The organism is Rhizobium rhizoryzae (assembly GCF_011046895.1).
Taxonomy (GTDB): Bacteria; Pseudomonadota; Alphaproteobacteria; order Rhizobiales; family Rhizobiaceae; genus Neorhizobium; species Neorhizobium rhizoryzae.
Window position 1 is genome coordinate 2,236,921 of record NZ_CP049250.1, and the last position, 18,747, is coordinate 2,255,667.

Here is an 18,747-nt window from a genome sequence, read left to right on the forward strand (position 1 = left end):
GCTTCGGTTCAGACTTCGTTCTTGCCAGAGAGAAGAATGCAGATCAGCGTGATAACCGCCGCTACACCCAAATACAGCCCGACATAGAACATGCCGTAGTTCGTCTGCAGCCACGTGGCGATGTAAGGCGCAAGCGAGGCGCCGAAGATGCCCGCGAAGTTGAAGGTGATGGAGGAGCCCGTGTAACGCACAGCCGTTGGGAAGGGGGCTGCAAGGGCCGTACCGATGAGGCCGTAGGTCAAACCCATCAGCGCCATGGATGAAGCAGAGAAGATGAAGATGGCTGTCTCTCCGCTTGTCATCAGCGTCGGCAGGAGGAACGAGAACAGGCCGATGAGGATCGTCACCACGATCAACAGTTCCCGGCGACCAACGCGGTCTGCCAGCTTGCCAGCGATGGGAATGAAGAGGCCGAAGACAACCGATCCAAGAAGCTGCACTTCCAGCGCATCGATGAAGGAGATCTTCAGAACCTTGACGTTGTAGGACAGAAGATAGGCCGAACCAATGTAGAACAGCACGAAGGTTGCCAGCGCCACGAAGGTGCCGAGCACGAGGCTGCGCTTGTGGTTTCGGAACAGTTCCGCCACCGGGACTTCCACCCGCTCGTGGCTATCGATCGCCTTCTGGAACGCTGGCGTTTCAGTGATCGACAGGCGAACCCAGAGACCTATCGCGATCAGAATGATTGAAGAGAGGAACGGCACGCGCCAGCCCCAGCTCAACAGCGCTTCCTGCGAAATCACATGCAGCAAAAGCCAGAAGATACCGGAAGACAGAAAGAGGCCGACCGGCGCACCGAGTTGCGGGAACATGCCATACCATGAGCGTTTGCCGGGTGGGGCATTTTCCGTGGCGAGCAGGACCGCGCCGCCCCATTCGCCGCCAAGACCAAAGCCTTGCCCGAACCGGCAAAGAGCCAGCAGAAGAGGCGCGATGACGCCGATCTGCTCATAGGACGGGAGCAATCCGATGATAACCGTCGAGATGCCCATCGTCAGAAGTGCTGCCACCAGTGTCGTCTTGCGACCGACGCGATCGCCAAAGTGACCAAAGACGACGGCGCCAAACGGGCGGGCGAAGAAGGCAATCGAGAATGTCGCGAAGGACGCAAGAAGCGCCGTCATAGGGTCGCTGTTTGGGAAGAACAGCGCAGGGAACACCAGGACCGCAGCCGTGGCATAAACATAGAAGTCGAAGAATTCGATCGTCGTTCCGACCAGGCTGGCCGTCAGAACACGTGCAGGGGAATTCAGTGCAGCGGGTTTCAACGGCTCGGCGGCCGGCGACGCAGTGTGCATCGCATGGGTCATTTTCTTGTCCGATTTCTTAATAAGGCAACCTTAATAAAAGGCGCGGGCCTCGTTTAGGGTAATTTTCCTTAGAGGAAAAGGCCTGAAGCAATATTTTCCGACTCTTTATCAATGTCCGCGTAGGCGTTGATCCGCAACGCTTTTCAATGGCGGGTTAACGAAAGTAAACGATTCATTAACCATGTTACGGCACTAATGAAGACGCGCGGGAATCAGGTTCTCGCACCAGTTTGGCGCAAGGAATGGGGTCTAACAGGCCCGGTCTTCAAGGAGTGTTCAATGAGTGGCAAGCATGTGGCTGTTCTTATGGGTGGATTGTCCGCCGAGCGCCCGGTCAGCTTGTCCTCGGGAAATGCTTGCGCGACTGCTCTGGAAGGCGAAGGCTTTCGTGTGACGCGCGTGGATGTCGGGCGCGACATTGCCGCTGTGCTGGCTGACCTGCGCCCGGATGTCGCTTTCAACGCGCTGCATGGGCCCTATGGCGAAGATGGCTCCATTCAGGGTGTACTCGAATACCTGCAAATTCCCTACACCCATTCCGGCGTGCTTGCTTCGGCGCTTGCCATGGACAAGGCGCGCGCCAAGACCGTTGCAGCCGCCGCCGGTATTCCTGTTGCTGCCGGACTGGATCTCAACCGCTTCGATATTGGCAACGAGCATCCGATGGAGCCGCCTTATGTGGTAAAGCCGGTCTGCGAAGGATCGTCCTTTGGCGTTGTCATCGTCAAGGAAGGTCAGTCGCATCCGCCGCAGGTCATCGGATCTTCCGACTGGCGCTACGGCGACCGCGTGATGGTTGAGCGCTACATTGCGGGGCGCGAGCTGACCTGCGGGGTGATGGATGGCGTGGCGCTTGGGGTCACCGAAATCGTGCCTGTTTCTGGCGCCTTTTACGATTACGACTCGAAATATGCGGATGGCGGCTCAAAGCATGTCATTCCCGCGCAAATTTCACCAAATATTTACCAAAAGGTTCAAACACTGGCGGTCAAGGCGCATCAGGCGATGGGATGCCGCGGCGTGAGTCGCTCCGATTTCCGTTTCGACGATACCAAGACTGAAGATGGCGAGCTCATCTGGCTGGAAATCAACACCCAGCCTGGCATGACGCCCACCTCCCTGGTGCCTGAAATGGCCGCTCACGGCGGTCGCAGCTTTGGTGAACTCGTCCGTTGGATGGTGGAGGATGCTTCGTGTTCTCGCTGAACGGTAAATCCAATACCGGTGAAGATCTGCGCTACGGTGCTGGCAAGCCCAGTGATGAGCGTCTTGTGTTGCCGCGCCCGCTTCGGCGCGTGGTGCGCTTCTGCGTGAGCCTTGCGACGGGCCGCGTTCATATTCCTCGCCACACCGGTACGGTTTCCGTTTTCGCCTTCTTCGGCATGGTCGGTCTTTATGGCATGTCGCTCGGCGGCCACACCGACGATTTCGCGCAGAGCACAACGGCGGCTGTGGGCTTTGCCATCGAGAATGTGCGCGTCTCGGGTAACAGCGAAACCTCGGAAATCGACATCCTGCAACTGCTCGGGCTGGATGGCACGACCTCGCTCGTCGCGCTGGATGTCGAAGGCGCACGCCAGAAGCTGACCAAGCTGCCCTGGGTTCAGTACGCCGAGGTGCGTAAAGTCTATCCGAAGACCATTGAGGTGACGCTCAAGGAACGTGAGGCATTCGGCATCTGGCAGAACGGTTCCGAGCTATCGCTGATCGAGAAGAATGGCAGCGTGATCGCACCGCTTCGCGACAGCAAGTTTGCTTCCCTTCCGCTCTTCGTCGGTCGTGGTGCTGAAAAGGCTGCTGCTTCGTTTCAGACGGAAATGGCAGGCTGGCAGGATCTTCGCTCCCGCGTGCGCGCTTATGTGCGTGTTGCCGGTCGCCGCTGGGATTTGCACCTGAACAACGGCGTCATCATCAAGCTGCCCGAAGAGGGCGTCGAAGAAGCGCTCGCCTCTCTGGCGAAATACGAGGCTGCTGAAGGTGTGCTTGAGCGGGATATCGCCGCCATCGACCTTCGCTTGCCGGATCGCACGACAATCCGCCTGACCGAAGGCGCACAGGAACGGCGTGAACAGGCTCTGGCCGCACGCGCGAAAGCATTAAAGAAAGCTGGAGGTCAGACGTGAGTTTGTTCGGTTCTTCCGGTTTGGGTCTGCCCCGCTTGAAGCCTCTGTCTTCGAAGCGGTCGCATGTCGTTTCCGTACTCGATATCGGTTCCAGCAAGATCGTGTGCATGATCGGCCGTCTGACGCCCCGCAAGGAGAGCCAGATTCTGCCGAATCGCACGCACAATGTCGAAATCATCGGGATCGGTCACCAGCGTTCGCGTGGCGTTAAGTCCGGCGTGATTGCCGATATCGATGCCGTCGAAAGCGTCGTGCGTCTTGCTGTCGATGCAGCTGAGCGCATGGCGGGCCTGACCGTCGACAGCCTGATCGTCAACATGTCTGCAGGTCGCCTGACCAGCGATGTCTACACGGCCAGCATTGATCTTGGCGGGCAGGAAGTTGAGGCTTCCGACCTTCGCAAGGTACTTGTCGCTGCCAGCCAACAGTCTCGCCGACAGGATCGTGCCGTTCTTCATTCGCTGCCGACAGGCTTTTCTCTCGATGGAGAGCAGGGGATTCGCGACCCGCTTTCCATGTATGGAGATCTTCTCGGCGTCGACATGCATGTGGTGACCGCGGAGCGGGCGGCACTCAAGAACATCGAGTTGTGCGTCAACCGCGCTCATCTCTCGGTCGAAGGCATCGTCGCAACGCCTTATGCCAGCGGCCTTGCGGCGTTGGTGGATGACGAGGTCGAGCTTGGCTGCGCCGCCATCGACATGGGCGGTGGAACGACGACCATCTCCGTCTTCGCCGAGGGCAAGCTGGTTCATACTGATGCCATCAGCATTGGCGGTCATCATGTGACCACCGATCTGGCGCGGGGGCTTTCCACCCGAATCGAAGATGCAGAACGCCTGAAAGTGGTTCATGGCTCCGCCATTGCCACCGCAGCCGATGAGCGTGACCTGATTTCCGTTCCGCCGATTGGCGAAGATGATCGCGATCAGCCGACACAGGTTCCGCGCGCTCTGGTGACCCGAATCGTCCGGGCTCGCCTTGAAGAGACGCTGGAACTGATTCGCGATCGTATTCAGAAATCGGGTTTCAGCCCGATCGTCGGAAAGCGTGTGGTTCTGACAGGCGGTGCCAGCCAGTTGACCGGCCTGCCGGACACGGCCCGCCGTATTCTTGCCCGTAATGTCCGCATTGGTCGCCCCATGGGGGTCTCCGGTTTGCCGACGGCCGCCAAGGGTCCGGCCTTTTCGACTGCGGTCGGCCTTCTGATCTATCCGCAGGTCGCAGACATGGAAACGCATTCCGAGCAGGGTGGGCTTTTGTCCACGCTCGGCGGCGGTGGTGGCCGTTTTGCCCGCATGGGGCAGTGGCTCAAGGAGAGTTTTTGACGCTCTAGTTTCAGGCAAGGGTGTCAGCGTAATGAAAGAGATCGGCGCGCTTGGCGAGGCGGCCAGAGAAAAAAGGAACGGTTCATATGACCATCAAGCTGCAAAAGCCGGACATTACCGAGCTGAAGCCTCGGATCACCGTCTTCGGCGTTGGCGGAGGCGGCGGTAACGCCGTCAACAACATGATCACCGCAGGCCTGGAAGGCGTCGATTTCGTCGTTGCCAACACGGATGCGCAGGCCCTCATGATGTCGAAGGCCGAGCGAATCATCCAGATGGGGGTTCAGGTCACCGAAGGTCTTGGCGCGGGTTCGCAGCCGGAAGTCGGTCGCGCTGCCGCTGAAGAATGCCTCGACGAAATCATGGATCACCTGTCCAGCACGCATATGTGCTTCGTGACGGCCGGCATGGGCGGCGGTACGGGTACGGGCGCTGCGCCGGTGGTTGCCCAGGCTGCCCGCAGCAAGGGTATCCTGACCGTTGGCGTCGTGACCAAGCCTTTCCACTTTGAAGGTGGCCGTCGCATGCGGTTGGCAGAGCAGGGTATCCAGGAGCTTCAGAAGTCCGTCGATACGCTGATCATCATCCCGAACCAGAACCTCTTCCGTATCGCCAATGACAAGACCACGTTTGCCGATGCATTCGCCATGGCGGACCAGGTTCTCTACTCCGGCGTTGCCTGCATCACCGACCTGATGGTCAAGGAAGGTCTCATCAACCTCGACTTCGCGGACGTTCGCTCCGTGATGCGCGAAATGGGCCGCGCAATGATGGGCACCGGCGAGGCTTCCGGCGAAGGTCGTGCAATGCAGGCTGCCGAAGCGGCCATTGCCAACCCGCTGCTGGATGAGACCTCCATGAAGGGCGCGCAGGGCCTGCTGATCTCCATCACCGGTGGTCGCGACCTGACGCTGTTCGAAGTCGACGAAGCGGCAAGCCGCATTCGCGAAGAAGTCGATCCGGATGCCAACATCATCCTGGGTGCGACCTTCGACGAAGCTCTGGAGGGCGTCATCCGCGTTTCCGTCGTGGCAACCGGCATTGATCGTGCGCACAACGCAAACGATCTCCGTGGAGCCGACATGCGCGCTGCGCAGAAGCCGATTATCCGTCCTTCCGCGGCCGTTGCTTCGGCTCCGGCCGCAGTTCAGCCTGCGATGATGCAGGCCCCCCGTCCTGCTCCGGTTGATCCGGTTGCGGAAACGATCCGTCAGGCAGAAGCCCAGATGGAACGCGAACTTTCGATCCCGGCACCAGTGGCTGCAGCACCTGTCCAGCAGGCGCCAGCACCGCAGCCTGCACCGGTTGCTGCTGCGCCAGCCGCTGACGAGTTCCGTCCGCAGAGCCGCCTGTTCCAGGCTGCTGCTCCGGTCGAGCCCGTTGCCCAGCGTCCGGCTCCGCTTCCGATGCAGCCATCGGCGCCAGCACCTTCCTATGCCGCAGCTCCAGCTCCGTCCTTCACGGCAGCACCGCAGGCTCCGAGCTTCTCGGCGCAGCCTGCTCCGCAGCCGATGGCCGCCGCACCTGCACCGCGTATGGCGCCTCCACCGATCGAGCCTATCGCTCCCATCGTTCGTCAGACCGTTGATCAGGTTCGCATGCCAAAGGTGGAAGATTTCCCACCGGTGGTGAAGGCTGAAATGGAACAGCGCACGCAGCCTGTGGCAGCTCCGCAGGAAGAGCGTGGACCGATGGGCCTTCTCAAGCGCATCACGAATTCGCTGGGTCGCCGTGATGAAGAGGAGCAGGTTGCTTCCGACATGACGGCAGCACCATCCGCCGCTTCGCAGCAGCGTCGTGCGCTTTCGCCAGAAGCAAGCCTGTACGCACCACGTCGCGGCAACCTGGACGATCACGGTCGTGCCGTTCCGTCATCACATCATCAGGATGACGACCAGCTGGAAATTCCGGCCTTCCTGCGCCGTCAATCCACCTGAAACAAAGAGAATCGCAAAACAATGAGAACCCGGATCGCAAGTCCGGGTTTTTCTTTGCGGTCTAGAGGGTTGCGAGAATCGGTTGAGACGATTTCGAGCGGGGGTTTTCGTTACAATCCGAAATGAACAGTGATTTGGATTGTGGAGGAGACCGCCGTATCTACAGGATCATAAATGGGTTCTGAGTCAGGTGGATTTGAGTCTAACCCCCAAGAACATAACTCCCGCATTGACGGGAGACATGAAGGCAAAACGAATGACTGTTGGATTTTTGGGTTTTCAAACAACGATCGCATCGCCGGTAACGCTTTCGGGAATCGGTGTTCATTCCGGAAGCCCGGTCTCGATCACGTTCCAGCCTGCAGATCCAGGGACTGGCATCATTTTCAGCCGCAGTTTTGCCGATGGTTCAAGTGTTGAATACAGGGCGGTGTCTTCCAACGTCGGGAATACGGATCTGTGCACGGTGCTCGGCACCTCGCTGCCACGGTCTGTTGCGACGATCGAACATGTCATGGCGGCCTTTTATGCTCTTGGGCTCGACAACGTCATCGTTGAAGTCGAGGGCGCTGAAATGCCGATCATGGATGGCTCTTCCTTTCCCTTCATCGAAGCGATCGAGAGCGCTGGAATGGTCAATCTCGGCGAAAAGCGCCGTTACATTCGCGTTCTGAAGCCGGTGCGCATTGAATCAGGGGCTTCGTGGTCCGAGTTTCGTCCCTATGATGGCACACGCTTCGAAGTGGAAATCGATTTCGAATCGCCGCTGATCGGTCGCCAGTCCTGGAAGGGTGATCTGACTGCGAATGTGTTCCGTGATGAACTCTCGCGCGCTCGCACCTTCGGCTTCATGCGTGATGTCGAGCGCCTTTGGGCTGCCGGGTTTGCGCTGGGTTCTTCGCTGGAGAACTCGGTGGTCATTTCAGACGACAATACGGTGGTGAACGTGGAAGGTCTGCGATTCGCTGACGAGTTCGTTCGCCACAAGACCTTGGATGCCGTGGGCGATCTGGCGCTTGCCGGTGCGCAGTTCATCGGCTGCTACCGTTCCTATCGTGGCGGACACAAGATGAATGCCAATGCACTGAAGGCGCTGATGAGCGATCCCACCGCCTATGAGGTGGTTGAAGCCCCAAGCCGCAGTCAGCGGGTTCGTGCACGCGAATTCGTGCCGGTCAAGGTTCAGGAGCTCGCTCCATCGGTCGGTTGAGTTGACACTGCAAAAACTGATTGGCCGCCCGCACAAGGCGGCTTTTCTTTTGGGAACTTGGGCAAGCGTGCCACAAAATTGCGTCAAAGCCACATCATTGCGTTGCTCTCTTGCTTCTTATATGGCTAGAACGCCAATTCGGGCGGTCGATGTAATATCGCGTGGCAATCGGGAACTGTCGAATGACTGAGTCTATGTCTGTTGGAATGAGAAACACTGCACGAGTAGCGCTGGTGTCTCTATTGTTGGTCGGCACGTCTGCGCTGGTCACGTCATGCCAGTCAGATCCTGACATCGATATTACCAAGCTCGGGCTTGCGACGGATCCTCCGGAGCAGCTTTACAATCAGGGCCTTGCCAATATGAAGGCGGGCAATATTGCGGAAGCCAGCCGCAAGTTCGACTCGATCGATCGGCAGAACCCTTTCACGGAATGGGGCCGCAAGGCGCTCGTGATGAGTACTTTCTCCAAGTACCGCCTTGCGCAGTATGATGAAGCCGTGGCCACGGGTAACCGCTACCTGAGGCAGTACCCCAGCTCGCAGGACAGCGCTTATGTGCAGTATCTCGTGGGCCTGTCCTATTCGAAGCAGATTGCAGATGTGACGCAGGACCAGAAGGCTGCGCGTAACACGATCGAAGCCATGCAGAAGGTTGTCGATAACTATCCGAAGTCGGAATATGTTGAAGATGCGCAGGCCAAGATGCGGTTCGCGCGCGACCAGCTGGCCGGCAAGGAAATGCAGGTCGGCCGCTACTATCTGGAGCGCAAGGAGTATCTTGCGGCAATCCAGCGTTTCCGCAACGTAGTCGAGAACTACGGCCGTACCAACCAGGTTGAAGAGGCGCTGGCCCGTCTCGTTGAGGCCTATTACGCAATGGGCGTCCAGGAAGAGGCTCAGACGGCGGCCGCCGTCCTCGGTCAGAACTATCCTGATAGCCAGTGGTACGCGGACTCCTTCAAGTTGTTGAAGGGCGGTGGTCTGGAGCCTCGCGAAAACCGCGGTTCATGGATTTCTCGCGCTGGCGCAAAGCTGATTGGCGTCTGATTGCCCAGCGTCCCTGCTCATCCAGTGAAATAGGAACGTCATGCTCATCCAGTTGTCGATCCGCGATATCGTCTTGATCGAGCGGCTTGACCTGTCCTTCGAAAAAGGGCTTTCGGTCCTGACGGGCGAAACGGGTGCGGGCAAATCCATTCTACTCGACAGCCTTTCCCTGGCGCTGGGCGGCAGGGGCGATGGCGGCCTTGTGCGGCATGGGCTGGACAAGGGGCAGGTGACGGCTGTTTTCGATGTTCCCGGCCATCATCCCGTGCGGCTTCTTCTGCGTGAAAATGGGCTCGACGATGACGGCGATCTGATTTTCCGCCGCGTCCAGTCAGCGGACGGTCGCACCAAGGCATCCATCAATGACCAGCCGGTTAGTGTCCAACTGATGCGCCAGCTTGGCCAGTACCTCGTCGAAATTCACGGGCAGCATGACGACCGCGCCCTTGTCGACATCAATGCCCACCGCACCCTGCTCGACGCGTTTACCGGCCTGACGGAAGAGGTAGCGCAGCTTGGTGGGCTCTACAAATCCTGGCGCGATGCGGAACGGGCGCTGAAAACGCACCGTGCCCGCGTGGAAGCTGCTGCGCGTGAGGCCGACTATCTCAGAGCCTCGGTCGAGGAGCTTGAGGGCTTAAGCCCCCGCGATGGCGAAGAGGATGAGCTTGCGGAGCATCGCGCCCGCATGCAGAAGTCCGAGCGTATTGCAGGCGATATTGCGGAGGCCTGCGAGTTTCTGAACGGTAATGCTTCGCCGGTTCCGTTGATTGCTTCGCTGGTGCGCCGTCTGGAACGCAAGAGCCATGAGGCGCCCGGCCTGCTGGAAGATACGGTTCAACTGCTCGATGCCGCGCTCGATAATCTTTCGAACGCGCAGATGGAAGCCGAGGCTGCGCTTCGGCGTACGGAATTTGATCCGCGTGAGCTGGAGCGCGTCGAGGAACGTCTGTTTTCGCTCCGCGCTGCGAGCCGGAAATATTCCGTTGCGGTGGCAGAACTGCCCGCGCTGGCCGCCAAGATGGTCGCTGATCTCGCCGAACTGGATGCGGGTGAGGAGAGGCTTGGCGCGCTGGAGAAGGCTGCGGCGAGCGCCAAGGCCGACTATGACCGCGCGGCTACTTCCCTTTCATCCAAGCGCGTCAACGGTGCCAATGCTTTGGCGGATGCGGTGATGGCAGAGCTTCCGGCATTGAAGCTGGAGCGGGCGCGCTTCATGGTGAATGTTACGCCGGATGCGGACAATGCCAGCGCCGAGGGCATTGATACTGTCGAGTTCCACGTGCAGACGAACCCCGGCACGCGGCCAGGGCCGATCATGAAGGTGGCGTCCGGCGGCGAACTTTCCCGCTTCCTGCTGGCGCTCAAGGTGGCCTTGGCGGATCGTGGTTCAGCTCCGACGCTCGTGTTCGATGAAATCGATACCGGCGTCGGCGGTGCTGTGGCTGATGCGATCGGCCAGCGGTTGAAGCGGCTTTCGGACAAGGTGCAGGTGCTGTCCGTCACGCATGCGCCGCAGGTTGCCGCAAGAGCAGCAACGCATCTTCTGATCTCCAAGGGTCCAGTCGAAGGATCAGACAAGATCGCAACACGCGTGGCCACCATGACGCCGGAACACCGTGCCGAAGAAATTGCGCGCATGCTCTCCGGCGCAACAGTGACCGATGAGGCAAGGGCCGCCGCTGCCCGTTTGCTGGCCAGCGGCTGATTCTCAGCTTACTCCGCCGCGACAAGCGGTCTGCCTGCCATGCGGTTCAGCACGTTATCCTTCCAAATCGTGCGGTGAATGATGACCATGCCGATGTGCCCGACCACCATGGCCAGAAGACACCATGCCAGAAGGCCATGTGCGGCATTGCCTGCATTCACCAGCCAGTTGATCTTCTCAGGGGCGCCCGGAATAACAGGTACGCCGAAAATGGCCGCACCGCGCTGCGAGCCATAGGCGCGAAGCAGCGCAAGAAGCGGAACTATCAGCATCAGGGTATAAAGCCCAAGATGCCCAAGGCGCGCCGCTGTTCCCACCAGCCCACCCTCATGGGCCGGGCGATTTCGCAAGTTGGATAGGCCCCAGAGCGCGCGGATCAGGGCGAGCGTCATCAGGAGCGTGCCGATCGAGGCATGAGTTCCGACGAAAAAGCTGACGAGCGGTGTTCGACCCAGAAGAAGCCGCAAGCCCATGCCGAAGAATTGCCACAGAAACAGCAGTGCCATGGCCCAGTGGAGCGCGCGCGTTATTTTTCCATAGTGCAAGCCCGTATCACGCCAGCCAAGCGCCATGTCCTATCTCCAATAAAGTTGACTTTATTTATCCTCTATTGCTGCTGCGATGCACAATTGTCCAGATGGTTCAGGCCACACTTGCGTGAATGCCTGCGCGGCAAAGACTGTGGGTCCGTCGAGCGGAAACCTCTTCGGCATTTTTCATTCGTGCCGATTGCGCTAAGCGTGTCGCGATCTTTCAGATTCGCTCCTGAGGCTTTAACTCTTTGTTTTATCGCATGTCGTTATCGCAAAACCGCTGCACACTTTTGCGCGACATGCTTTAAGTACGGTTCAGCGGTTTGCAGGGAGTTTGATATGGCTGCGGAACAGATATCTGTCGAAAGCTTGGACGAAGAGCAGGCCGCTGCCGAACTGGCCTTTCTGGCGGCTGAAATTGCGCGCCACGATCTTCTCTACCACGGTGGAGATGCGCCCGAGATCTCTGACGCGGATTACGATGCGCTGAAGCGCCGCAATGACGCGATTGAGGCGCGCTTTCCGAAGCTTGTTCGTGCAGACAGTCCATCGAAACGCGTTGGCTCTGCACCGCTGCCAACCTTCGCGCAGATCACGCATTCACGGCCGATGCTGTCTCTGGACAACACATTTTCCGATGAGGATGTGCAGGACTTCATTGGCTCGGTCTATCGCTTCCTGGGGCGTTTCCCGGACGATTCGATTGCGTTCACGGCAGAGCCAAAGATCGACGGGCTTTCCATGTCGATCCGCTATGAAAATGGACGGATGGTAAGCGCTGCCACGCGTGGTGACGGTACGACCGGTGAAAACGTGACAGCCAATATTCGCACCATCAAGGAGATTCCGCAGCAATTGCCGGCGGGCGTTCCGGCTGTCGTTGAAGTGCGCGGCGAGGTCTACATGGCCAAAAGCGATTTCTTCGCGCTGAACCAGCAGATGGAGGCGGAAGGCAAGCAGACCTATGTGAACCCGCGAAACACCGCATCTGGTTCGCTTCGTCAGTTGGATCCGAAAGTAACCGCCAGCCGAAAGCTGCGCTTCTTCGCCTATGCCTGGGGTGAGATGTCCGAGATGCCCGCCACGACGCAGATGGGCATGGTCGAGACATTCCGGGAATGGGGTTTTCCGGTCAATCCGTTGATGAAGCGGCTGACGAAGGTATCCGATATCCTCGATCATTACCGGGACATCGGCCTTCAGCGCCCGGATCTGGATTACGATATCGATGGCGTGGTCTACAAGGTGGATGAGCTGGCGCTGCAGGAACGGCTAGGCTTCCGGTCGCGCTCGCCACGTTGGGCGACCGCACACAAGTTCCCGGCCGAGCAGGCTTTCACCACAGTGGAAAACATCGATATTCAGGTCGGCCGCACGGGTGCGTTGACGCCGGTTGCGCGGCTGACGCCGATAACCGTCGGTGGCGTGGTGGTCACGAACGCGACACTGCATAACGAGGATTACATCAAGGGGATCGGCAATGCGGGTGATCGCATCCGCCCGGAAGGTCACGATATCCGCATCGGCGATACGGTCATCGTGCAGCGGGCAGGGGATGTCATTCCGCAGGTGCTGGACGTTGTGTTGGAGAAGCGTCCCTCGGATGCCGTATCTTACGAATTTCCGAAGAAGTGCCCGGTTTGCGGCAGCCACGCTGTGCGCGAGCGGAATGAAAAGACGGGCAGGTTGGACTCCGTTACGCGCTGCACTGGCGGCTTCGTCTGCCGTGCGCAGGCGGTGGAGCATTTGAAGCATTTCGTGTCTCGAAACGCTTACGATATCGAAGGCCTGGGATCGAAGCAGATCGATTTCTTCTTCGAGGCGGAAGATCCTTCGCTCCAGATTCGCACAGCGCCCGACATTTTCACGCTGAAGCAGCGTCAGGAGGCTTCACTCACGAAGCTGGAGAATATCGAAGGCTTTGGCAAGGTCAGTGTGCGCAAGCTCTACGAGGCCATCGATAACCGCCGGGAGATTGCGCTCAACCGCTTCATTTTCGCCCTTGGCATTCGTCATGTGGGTGAAACGACAGCGAAGCTCCTGGCGCGCTCCTATGGCAGCTATGAAGCCTTCGAGGCGGCCATGAGGGAAGCGTCCAGCCTGAGCGGCGAGGCCTGGAATGATCTCAACGCCATCGAGGGTATCGGCGAGGTCATGGCGCGCGCAATCGTCGAATTCTTCAAGGAGCCGCGCAATATCGAGGTCATCTCCCGGCTGCTTGAAGAGGTGAAGCCGCAGGCGATGGAGCCTGTTGCCGCCACCAACAGTCCGGTGGCAGGCAAGACGGTCGTCTTCACCGGTTCGCTGGAGAAGTTTACGCGCGATGAGGCGAAGGCACGGGCCGAAGGTCTCGGCGCCAAGGTTGCGGGCTCTGTTTCCAAGAAAACGGATTACCTCGTCGCCGGTCCGGGAGCTGGCTCGAAACTTGACAAGGCGCGTGAACTGGGCGTGACCGTTATGGACGAGGACGAGTGGCTGGCGCTGATTGGTGGGTAGCTGACTATGGCAGCGTGTGACGCGGGTGTTGGCTATCACCCCACCCGGCGCAGGTTGTTCAGCTTCTGATTCGTGCCATTGTATGGGCAGCTACATATTGACCATCGCGAAATGCATAGTCTCTATGGGTTCCCTCCACCTCAAAACCGGCCTTTCGGTAAAGCCTGATCGCTGCTTCGTTGTCGGTGTAGACGGACAGTTCCAAACGTTTGATGTTGTACCAGTTATCCGCAATGGCAAGGATTTCCCCAATCAGGGCCGAACCAATGCCACGGGCTCGATAGTCATCATGCACGCCCATGCCAAAGTTCGCTACATGTGATCGCCGCCCGGCGAAACGCGTCATTCCGATATCGCCAATGATCAGGCCGTCCATGACGGCAACCAGTGAAGTGAAGTTACCTGCTTGGCTCTCAATGCCTTTTCGTATTTCTTCCTGAGTGTGATAGGGCGTGCGCAACGTCCCAAAGCGGTAGCCGGGCAGGTTATGCAATGCAGCAATATCTGCTGCGTCGGCAGCATAGCGGGCACGAATATTGAGGCCCTGAGGCCAGCGTGCATTTGTGTTGATCGGGATTGATTGGCTGTCACCCATGATTTCTCTCTTCGATGTGTCGAAGCAGAGACTAAGCATCATCCCCGCCTCGTGATTGGCAGGGGATGCGGGCAGGACAAGGTTCTTAACGCACCAAGCCGGCCACACGCCCTGCTGGGCGGATGGTAAGCATTGTGGTCACAGGCGTCGCGAACTTGATCATGATTGTAGAATGCCCAAAAGGTTGCGCCGGGTCAATGTGAGTTCTGGTTATCTCTTGTAAGGTGCTGGCTAGTTCTTATGTCTTGCGGCGAAGATAACCATTTTCAAATTTACTTGAGGGTGCGCAATCCATGTTTTCCTATCCGAAGTTTCTGAAGCAGACTGTGGCTATTGCGTCTCTTGCCGTTGCTGCGCTCGCAATGGCCCTTTCAGTTACGCCTGCACGTGCCGAAGTGGTCGGTGAGGTGGGTGTGGACTGGATGGGCAATGACATCATTGTCGATGCCATGACTGATCCCAAGGTGAGGGGCGTGACCTGCCACGTTACCTATTTCGACCGCGGCGTGCTGGATCGGTTGAAGAACGGCAACTGGTTTGAAGATCCCTCGAACAACTCCATAGCCTGCCGCCAGACCGGCCCAATCGAGATCGATGATATCGAGCTTTCCAAGGAGGGCGAGGAGGTCTTCAAGCAGGGCATGTCGCTGATCTGGAAGAAGCTTGTCGTCAACCGAATTTATGACAAGCCGAACAACACGCTGGTATACCTCATCCATTCACGCCAGATCGTGGACGGCTCTGCCAAGATGGCAATTTCCACCGTTCCGCTCTTCAACCAGAACGTTGTCTGGAAGAACGGTCCTCCCAAGTGATGCCGAACGCCGAAAACCCCGGTCTTTCGACCAGGGTATCGGTGCCATCACGCAGCCGGTTGTGAACTGGCTCAGGCAGCCTGAGCGAGTTCGTCTGCAATCACGGTGTCGAGGTTGAGGAAGCAGACCATGGTCTTTTCCAGCGCTACGATGCCGCGGCAGAAGGCGCGTTGTGCTTCCGGAATGATTTCCGGCGCAGGCTGCAGATCTTCGCTCTTGATGGTCATCATGTCGGACACCTGCTCGACCAGCAGGCCGACGAGCTTGCCGGCGATATCGGTGACGATGATGGCAGCGCGTTCCGATGGCTCGGTCATTTTCATGCCCAGGCGGCACGCCATGTCGATGACCGGGATCACCGCACCGCGCAGGTTGATGAGGCCGAGAACATAAGGCGGCGTGTGCGGCATCGGAGTGACCGGCGCCCAGCCGCGAATTTCACGAATTGCCATGATGTCGATGCAGAATTCCTGATCGCCCAGATGGAATGAGACGATCTCGAGATAGGCTCCGGACTGCTTGATAGCGTTCGACATGGTTTAGAACTCTTCCCATTTCTCGTTGGATTCCGTCGCGATTTTTTTCGCGGCAGAACTGTTGCTGGTGATGGCGCTCGCAACCCTGTTCATCAGGGTGCGAGCAGGAGACGGACGATGAACCGCGGCGGCAGGCGCTGCATGATCCTGCACGGCAACGGGGCCACTACCATTGACGCGGAACTGCCGCATAAGCCTGGCGAGGGTTTCCGCATCATTGGCCAGGGTGTGGCTTGATGCATTGGTTTCCTCCACCATGGCCGCGTTCTGTTGCGTCGTCTGGTCCATCTGGCCGATTGCGGAATTGATTTCCGAAAGCCCAACGAATTGTTCGCGCGCCGAGGTTACGATTGCACTAACGTGCTCGTTAATTTGCAGAACATCGTCGCCGATTCTATGCAAAGCCTCGCCAGTTGCCCTGACGAGGTCAACTCCCGTTTGTACTTCGGTGTTGGATCGCGTCACGAGTGCCTTGATGTCCTTGGCGGCACCAGAGGCGCGTCCTGCCAGTTCACGTACTTCTTGCGCTACCACGGCGAAGCCCTTGCCGGCTTCGCCAGCGCGTGCGGCCTCGACACCGGCATTGAGCGCCAGAAGGTTCGTCTGGAAGGCGATCTCTTCGACCACGTTGATGATCTTGCCGATTTCGCCAGTCGCCGCCTCGATGCGCTCCATGGCTGCCATCGCGTCACTCACGACCTTGGAGGAGCTTTCCGCAAAGTCCTTCGAATTGCTGACCATCTGGCTTGCACCCTCCGCCCGGTCGGTCGCCGTGCGCACGGTGCGGGTAATCTGTTCCAGCGCCGCGGAGGTTTGCTCAAGAGAGGCAGCCTGCTGCTCGGTGCGTTTCGCCAAGTCGTCCGCGGCGGAGCGCATCTGCTGCGCATTGGCCTGGATGGAGGAAGAGCTCTGGTTGATTTCCTGCATGACCAGCCGGAGCTTTTCACTCAGTCGGTTCAGATCTTCCCGGATGGGCTCCAGATCAGGCCGGAATGGCTTCTCCAGCGATACCTGCAGGTCGCCAGCGGTGAGACGGGAAAGGGCGGAGGCAATCGCCATTGTCGCCTCCCGAATGGTTTCGGCATCAGCCTGTTGTGCGGCAATTCGCTCACGGGTTTCGCGATCGGTGCGAGCGCTCGTTTCGGCGGCCTCCTGCTCGAGATTGCGTTTCTCAAGAGCCGCGCGTCTGAAGCGCTCCGTGCTGCGTGCCATGGAGGCGATTTCGTCCTTGCCCTCGGTGCCGGAGACTGGCGTCGAGCAGTCGCCATCGGCAATGCGCTGCATACTGGACGACAGGTTTGCCAGGCTTCTGCGAATGGCCCCGGTGTGTAGCAACTGCAGGAATGCGACCGTGACGAATGCAAGTGCGGCCACCATCAGTTGGAAGTAGAAGATGTTGTCCGACAGGGTCTGCACTTCGGCCATGCGAGCATTGGCCAACTGGTCGCCTTCCGTGGAAAGCGAATCCAGAATTTTGGTGACATGGTCGCCGGTCTCGTCGATGAGATCGTCAATCTTTCCAAAAGCATCTGCGTCGGCGCGCGACTCTATCAAGGCTGGCAGGTCGCGGCCAATCAGGCTTGTAAGCTTTGCGACATCAGGGGCGTAATCGCGCGCAATGTCCTGCTTCCCGACGGTCGCCGCAAAGCCCGTGACAACAGGCGCCGCTGCGGCAAGCTCGGCAGTCGTCTTCCTGATTGTTTCGGTGCGTTCCGGCTGCATTTTGCCTTCTTCGCGGTCAATGATGGAGTCCATCGCCGTCAGGGCAAGTTCCAGCGAAGCGGAACGAAGATCCGCAATCGTGGCCACAACCTTGCGGACCTCGGCCGCACTGTGCAAATTCTGCTCAACCTGGTGCTTCTGATACCATCCGGCCGCCAGCATTGATGCCATGCCCAGGAGGGCGGCAAAGCCAAGGGTCAGCAGCCGCTGATTGACAGTCATCGAAAACATGCCTGCATTCTTCGCCATAGGGGACCGCATTTTGTTTGAGAGCCAAGGTGGCTTTGAAGGACAAATCTGGTATAACTAACGAATGCTAACTTTCACGCGTGCGGCAGTTCTGCGACTACCCCTCCGCGAGTTAGAGAATGAGCAATAACACGTTAAGCATTCGCTAATCACGTTCCACTGAAAATGAGTGGCAAAGACTGTGGTATGTGGCCGGATAGACCTGAAATATACTCACGTTCACTGTATCGTCGCAGTTTGACTGCGTTGATTTTGCTTGTGTTTACGGCTGCGCTGGGTCTGGGCTTTGCGGGCTGGATTGCCAACGGCTCCGCGCTGTTTCTGGCGATGTCGGAAAGTCTCGCGGCTTGGTGCATGTAAGCACATCTGCGTGAGGCATATGCGCGCGCTCAGGCTCCACATGCTTCAAACAATTGCAGTTCCACCCACAAGGTTCTAAACGCATATCTGGTTTTGGAATGCGAGGATCAATCGTTGAGAACTGTGCGGATCGTCCTTTGGGTTGCTGTCGCTGTCATGGCGGGCATTCTTGGCTGGCTCACCTACGACGTGACCCGCTCGAAACAGCAGATCACCGAGGGGCCGTTTGGCGTGCCGTTTCAGTTGGTGGCGCAGAATGGCCAGCCGATCACCGAGAAGGCATTCCAGCAAAAGCCGACAGCACTCTTTTTCGGATTTACGCATTGTCCGGAGGTCTGTCCCACAACCTTGTTCGAGCTGAATGGCTGGCTGCACAAGGTTGATCCGAAGGGTGACAAGATCAACGCCTATTTCGTCACGGTCGATCCCGAGCGCGATCCGCCTGCGCTGCTGAAAGACTATATCTCAAATGTCACCGACCGTGTTGTGGGCATTTCCGGTGACCCCAGCAAGGTTGCCGAGGTCATCAAGGGTTTCCGCGTCTATGCGCGCAAGGTGCCGGTAGACGAGAAGCAACCGGACGGCGAATACACGATGGACCATACGGCGTCCGTTTTCCTGCTCAACAATGGCGGGCGGTTCTCCGGAACGATTGCTTACGGAGAGAACCCTGACACGGCGATAAAAAAGCTGGAAAATCTCATCAAGGGCTAAGGGATCTGCGGCTTGCCGCTGCGGGGGCTTTCGTGCCATTGGTTCCGCTTGATTTGTCC

Annotated in this window: 15 protein-coding genes; 10 read left to right on the forward strand and 5 right to left on the reverse strand. The window is 58.4% G+C overall.

What is annotated here, in order from left to right:
- Positions 1-8: 8 nt before the first annotated feature.
- A complete protein-coding gene (locus G6N80_RS16675; RefSeq protein WP_062554144.1) occupies positions 9-1,313 on the reverse strand; it encodes an MFS transporter in 1,305 nt (434 codons plus the stop codon).
- Positions 1,314-1,592: 279 nt separating this feature from the next.
- On the opposite strand from G6N80_RS16675, the gene G6N80_RS16680 reads away from it, so the two are divergent.
- The 7 genes from G6N80_RS16680 (at position 1,593) to recN (ending at position 10,668) form a co-directional block, all read left to right on the forward strand.
- A complete protein-coding gene (locus G6N80_RS16680) occupies positions 1,593-2,519 on the forward strand; it encodes a D-alanine--D-alanine ligase (RefSeq protein ID WP_062554756.1) in 927 nt (308 codons plus the stop codon).
- Positions 2,516-3,436, forward strand: a complete 921-nt coding sequence (locus G6N80_RS16685) for a cell division protein FtsQ/DivIB (protein ID WP_246718966.1) — start codon at positions 2,516-2,518, stop codon at positions 3,434-3,436. Before G6N80_RS16680 ends, G6N80_RS16685 begins: the two co-directional genes overlap by 4 nt.
- Positions 3,433-4,764, forward strand: a complete 1,332-nt coding sequence (gene ftsA / locus G6N80_RS16690) for a cell division protein FtsA (protein ID WP_062554146.1) — start codon at positions 3,433-3,435, stop codon at positions 4,762-4,764. Before G6N80_RS16685 ends, ftsA begins: the two co-directional genes overlap by 4 nt.
- Before the next feature lie 86 nt (positions 4,765-4,850).
- Positions 4,851-6,701: a cell division protein FtsZ gene (gene ftsZ, locus G6N80_RS16695; protein ID WP_062554147.1), complete on the forward strand. Its 1,851-nt coding sequence runs from the start codon at positions 4,851-4,853 to the stop codon at positions 6,699-6,701.
- 256 nt (positions 6,702-6,957) lie between these two features.
- Positions 6,958-7,911 (forward strand): UDP-3-O-acyl-N-acetylglucosamine deacetylase, encoded by a 954-nt coding sequence (lpxC, locus tag G6N80_RS16700; protein ID WP_062554148.1) that lies wholly within the window; start codon positions 6,958-6,960, stop codon positions 7,909-7,911.
- Positions 7,912-8,117: 206 nt separating this feature from the next.
- Positions 8,118-8,960 carry an outer membrane protein assembly factor BamD gene (locus G6N80_RS16705; RefSeq protein WP_062554149.1) on the forward strand — a complete coding sequence of 281 codons (843 nt, stop codon included), beginning with the start codon at positions 8,118-8,120 and terminating at the stop codon, positions 8,958-8,960.
- Positions 8,961-9,000: 40 nt separating this feature from the next.
- A complete protein-coding gene (gene recN, locus G6N80_RS16710) occupies positions 9,001-10,668 on the forward strand; it encodes a DNA repair protein RecN (protein ID WP_062554150.1) in 1,668 nt (555 codons plus the stop codon).
- 8 nt (positions 10,669-10,676) lie between these two features.
- Here the strand turns inward: recN and G6N80_RS16715 are convergent, their stop codons facing one another.
- Positions 10,677-11,240: a cytochrome b gene (locus G6N80_RS16715; protein WP_165135438.1), complete on the reverse strand. Its 564-nt coding sequence runs from the start codon at positions 11,238-11,240 to the stop codon at positions 10,677-10,679.
- A 300-nt stretch (positions 11,241-11,540) separates the two neighbouring features.
- Here G6N80_RS16715 and ligA point away from each other — a divergent pair, with 300 nt between their 5' ends.
- Positions 11,541-13,697, forward strand: coding sequence for an NAD-dependent DNA ligase LigA (gene ligA / locus G6N80_RS16720; RefSeq protein ID WP_165135441.1), 2,157 nt, complete (start codon positions 11,541-11,543; stop codon positions 13,695-13,697).
- A gap of 58 nt (positions 13,698-13,755) precedes the next feature.
- On the opposite strand, the gene G6N80_RS16725 is transcribed toward ligA, so the two are convergent.
- Positions 13,756-14,292 carry a GNAT family N-acetyltransferase gene (locus G6N80_RS16725; RefSeq protein ID WP_165135444.1) on the reverse strand — a complete coding sequence of 179 codons (537 nt, stop codon included), beginning with the start codon at positions 14,290-14,292 and terminating at the stop codon, positions 13,756-13,758.
- A gap of 293 nt (positions 14,293-14,585) precedes the next feature.
- On the opposite strand from G6N80_RS16725, the gene G6N80_RS16730 reads away from it, so the two are divergent.
- A complete protein-coding gene (locus G6N80_RS16730) occupies positions 14,586-15,107 on the forward strand; it encodes a CreA family protein (protein ID WP_082547145.1) in 522 nt (173 codons plus the stop codon).
- A gap of 71 nt (positions 15,108-15,178) precedes the next feature.
- On the opposite strand, the gene G6N80_RS16735 is transcribed toward G6N80_RS16730, so the two are convergent.
- Both G6N80_RS16735 and G6N80_RS16740 read right to left on the reverse strand, forming a co-directional pair.
- A complete protein-coding gene (locus G6N80_RS16735) occupies positions 15,179-15,643 on the reverse strand; it encodes a chemotaxis protein CheW (RefSeq protein ID WP_062554154.1) in 465 nt (154 codons plus the stop codon).
- A 3-nt stretch (positions 15,644-15,646) separates the two neighbouring features.
- The gene (locus G6N80_RS16740) at positions 15,647-17,596 is read right to left on the reverse strand and encodes a methyl-accepting chemotaxis protein (RefSeq protein ID WP_246251425.1); all 1,950 of its coding nucleotides are present in this window, start codon (positions 17,594-17,596) and stop codon (positions 15,647-15,649) included.
- A gap of 492 nt (positions 17,597-18,088) precedes the next feature.
- On the opposite strand from G6N80_RS16740, the gene G6N80_RS16745 reads away from it, so the two are divergent.
- Positions 18,089-18,688 (forward strand): SCO family protein, encoded by a 600-nt coding sequence (locus G6N80_RS16745; protein WP_062554156.1) that lies wholly within the window; start codon positions 18,089-18,091, stop codon positions 18,686-18,688.
- Positions 18,689-18,747: the final 59 nt, after the last annotated feature.